The organism is Vibrio sp. FF266 (assembly GCF_041439695.1).
Lineage (GTDB): Bacteria > Pseudomonadota > Gammaproteobacteria > Enterobacterales > Vibrionaceae > Vibrio > Vibrio tasmaniensis_A.
On record NZ_JBGOOO010000086.1, the window covers coordinates 1 to 4300 of the forward strand.

Sequence of the window (4300 nt, forward strand, 5' to 3'; positions counted from 1 at the left end):
GGGTTAGGTATGCCTGAAACTTGTCGTATTGATTAAGAAATACGCGAAACGGGGTTGTTCTATCTTTAAATTTAATTACGCAACAAAGCCCTGCACGATAGTCTAAATAGTCTCGTTCTTTAAGGTGGGAGGCAATTGGATTCCCTAATTCTTCAATTGTCTTAGCTATTAGCTCCCGAGCTTGTTTACCCGATTTCAACGTATGACCGTGTATGGTCCACCAAGCGTCTAACAGTTCGCTCATTCTACGGTGATCGGGTTTACTTCCCATCCATGGCTTATCGTCAATCTCCTTCATCGTGTGAAGCTCAAAAGCCTTTGCTTCTCCCCTAGTCGTAAACTTTTTACGAACACGTTTCCCCGTTCGCCCATTCGGGTAACATTCGCAGAGCCAAGGTTTGGTAGAACCATCTTTTAAATTACGGATAGACATAATAAAGCCTAAAATTACTGTATATAAAAACAGTTTAATTGAGGCTAAAACGTAGAACAATGTTTTATATCGGACAAAAAGCACAGGTTAGGCTCCTATCTCAAAGTGCTAAGAAAGCTAATAGGTTATTGTGATCCGCAACAGCAGTTTTGACAGTACAAAACTGGAAGGTAACTTCTCTCGTTGGAAAGACTTGAAGAGCATTATAATGGTTGAAAACTTCCGTATTGAGAAATGAAAAGTAATCGACCTAGAGTATCGTTACTATATCAGCTCCAAAGTGCTAAGCGCAGAGCAAGCTGCGATGGCAGTTAGAGAGCATTGGGATATAGAGTCAATGCATTGGGTACTTGATGTCAGTATGAATGAGGATGCGTGCCAGATATACAAAGACCATGGAGCGGAGAATCTATCTTGCTTGCGTCATATGAGCTTAAATATGCTCAGAGAAGAGCCAACTAAGCTAAGCATTGTTGGGAAGCAAAAGCGATGCATGATGAATACAACCATTCTAGAGGCAGTATTAAGTGCTGGTTTTACTCAGGCGGTGAAAAACTAGGCACTCATGCGGTCGCCCTGCTGCTCAATTGACTCTAAATTATGTTTTTTTTATACAACCTCATTCAACTGAGGTATTTACTCTATTTTTTAACGAAAATACCACCATATTCTAGTTAAAAGTGAACTGCTGTATCGAATTCACGCTAAGTTGATGTTAATTTAGCCAATATTCGACTATATTACACTCGATGAATAAGGGCGTAACGATTTTTATTCTCACTCCTCGGTTGTTAAGGTAGGTAATGTGCCATTAGTCATGGCGTTATTTTTAGAATAAATGTGGGTTCATTGATGAGTATTAAAGATTTAAGTGTAGTAAAGAAAATTGGGTTGAGTTACTTAGCCGTATTTCTGGTTTTTGCAGTTGTTTCTGTAGTGATGATGTCGAGTTTATTATCACTGACTAAAAACACAGCGATATTAACTGATAAAAGCCTGCCATCGGTTGCCTTGCTTAAAGGTATTCAAGTTGATATTACAAAAGTTCGTAAAGATGAATTTTCGCTTCTGTCAAATGCAAAGCATCCCAAAATCGCGGAATGGATAGAGGAGCTTGAACAATGGAGGGAAAATGTTCAACAAGGTATTTTATCGTATGAAGCTCTAGCGCTGAGTGAGCAAGAAAAGCGTTCTTTTAAAGTATTTAAAGATACATGGAATAGTTATATTTCTGAAACGCAGCAATATAATTATTTACTTGCACAAGGTAAGGCAAAAAAAGCAAATGAAGTTGTTTTATCTAGTTTCACTACATATACAAAAGCTCTTACTAGCTTGGACAATACGCTTAGCTTAAATGATGAGCTTATAAATCAGCTAAAAGTAGAAGTACAAAGTGAATCTCAATCGACTCAACTTACTGCCACCGCTGGTTCCTTAGTCATTATCGGTATGATAATTCTTTCGTCAGTTCTGTTATCTCGAGTAGTTTGTAAACCGGTTAATCGAGCTTTATGGTTTGCTTCTCAGATAGCTAAAGGTCAGTTGAATAATACAATTGACGAAAGAGAGTTAACTGAAGATGAACTTGGTACTTTGCTGAAAGAGTTAGTATCAATGCAAAATAATTTGCATTCTTTAGTCTCAGAGGTGAGTGATTCTACAATTCAATTAACAGCAGCGGTGGAAGAGGTGAGTGCAATATCAGCTCAAACGGCTTCAGGAATGCAAAATCAACAATTAGAGTTGAGTTCTGTTGCATCGGCCATGACAGAAATGCAGGCCGCAGTTAACGAGGTAGCGCAGAATACAGAAAGTGGAGCTACCTCAGCAAACTCAGCAACTGAAGTTGCAAAGCACGGAACCGAGATTTTAAATAAAACAATCCAAGAAATTGATAAGGTCACTAAAACAATACAAAACACAGATGAATTGGCAAGTGATCTAGAAAATAGTTCAAGTAGCATTAATGTTGTTGTTGATGTTATTAGAGGGATTGCGGAACAAACGAACCTATTAGCCTTGAATGCTGCAATAGAAGCTGCTAGAGCAGGAGAGCAAGGGAGAGGCTTTGCTGTAGTAGCTGATGAAGTTCGTTCTCTGGCTCAACGAACGCAAGAATCTACAACGCAGATTGTCGATATTGTTGAAGACTTACAAGAAAAAACCATCAAAATGGGGGAGGCAAGCAGGGAGTGTCAGAGTGGTATCGCTACATGTGTTGACCAAGTCAATGAGGCTGGAGAACAAATTGATATGATTGAACACTCTGTCGAGAATATTGCTCAGATGAGTACTCATATTGCAACAGCATGTAGTGAGCAAAACTCAGTGTCAGAAGAGTTAAATCGAAGTGTGGAGCATATTAATTCAGCATCCTCAGAAATGGCAGAAGGCACTTCACAAACCGCTATAGCGTGTCAGGAAATCAGTAGTCTAGCTCATAATCTCCAATCGAGGATGGGAGCATTCAAGCTATAGAAAGGTGCACTACGCCTTAGATTTTTTTAATCAGGAGTGGCGTTGTTGATCAAATCAGCTCGAAGATCAACTCTAAGCCATTTCTGTCCAGAATCTTCATAGTTGGCACTTCGTAACGTAGAAGTGCCCCATAATCACTAAGAGTAAATGGTCATACACATTCTATTCATCTGTGTTTGCAATATCTTTTCCTCATGCCTAGAGCTCCAACAATGTAACTAAATGTTCTAATCCACAACAGACTAACCTTCAATCACACTCACGCACGACATGTTGTTCAACTATTTCTAAGCTATTGAATAATTGAGAACTAAAGGGAAGTTTTGATTGATAACATGCCTTGAATTGGAAGCAATATGTGCTTGCACGGTTTTCAACTAGAAATTAGATTCAAACTAATTATATGCATAATTTTCAGTTGGTTAGATAGGGTTCTTGAGATATGCTGAATACATAAATTCGTGCTGGCACGATATTAAAATGTTAGGCATCAAAATGTCAATATAAGGATGAGTATGAAATTATATAAGTATGTCTCGGCAGATATAGCCAAGTTAATTTTAAAAAATCGAACAATTCGTTATACGCAACCTGATTTCGGCTTTGTTGTGTAATTCAGTGGAACTAAATCCAGAACCTACGATCTGATCAGCTACGTCCACTCTCTCGTAGCCCTATTCCTAAACCTTTTTATAAAACAACCAACTGGAAGCAATACAACCAATCACTCATTAACCGTGGCTCTCTGACTTTTTAGATTGATGAAGAGGCAATAAGCGGTTGGGCGCAAAGCGAACAGAATAAGCGCGGGAGGCCACGTCGGTTCAGTGGTTTAGCTATCACGACAGCGCTGCGAGGATTTATCGACTCGATATTTAGGTTAGCCCATGTTCCGTTAAGTTGTCCGCATTACACCTGCATCAGTCGTAGAGCCAAGCAAGTTGAGGTCTCATTTAAGACTAAAACGAGAGGAGCGATACAACACCTAGCCATTGATGGTACTGGCCTTAAGGTTTATGGCGAAGGTGAATGGATGGTCAAAAAACACGGGACGGATGGCAAGCGTAGGGTCTGGTGAAAGCTTCATATTGCCGTCGATACAAGCACTTATGAGGTCATTGCCGCCGAGCTAAGTTTATCGATGGTTACAGATGGAGAAGTCCTCCCGAACTTACTGAAACAAACACGCCGACGTCTCCTTGAGGTGTCAGGTGATGACGCTTATGACACAAGAGCGTGTCACGCTGCTATTAAGATTAAGGGAGCCATTGCGCTTGTTCCCCCAAGAGAAGGGGCAGCCTTCTGGGAGTGTGGTCACCCTCGAAATCTCACCGTGGGTTGCCAGAAGTTATACGGCTCAAATAAGTATTGGAAAGAGCGGTATGG

General features: G+C 40.1%; 1 protein-coding gene and 3 pseudogenes. 3 read left to right on the forward strand and 1 reads right to left on the reverse strand.

Annotated features, from left to right (window positions below):
- Nucleotides 1-433: pseudogene (locus tag ACED59_RS24150) on the reverse strand (hypothetical protein); the annotation flags it as partial.
- Nucleotides 434-584: 151 nt separating this feature from the next.
- Between ACED59_RS24150 and ACED59_RS24155 the strand changes: the two are divergent.
- From ACED59_RS24155 to ACED59_RS24165, 3 genes and pseudogenes are all read left to right on the forward strand, one after another.
- Nucleotides 585-992 (forward strand): annotated as a pseudogene (locus tag ACED59_RS24155) (ISAs1 family transposase); the annotation flags it as partial.
- Nucleotides 993-1285: 293 nt separating this feature from the next.
- Complete coding sequence (locus tag ACED59_RS24160; RefSeq protein ID WP_017096612.1) at nucleotides 1286-2914, forward strand: methyl-accepting chemotaxis protein; 1629 nt, start codon at nucleotides 1286-1288, stop codon at nucleotides 2912-2914.
- A gap of 676 nt (nucleotides 2915-3590) precedes the next feature.
- Nucleotides 3591-4300, forward strand: a pseudogene (locus ACED59_RS24165) (IS5 family transposase); the annotation flags it as partial.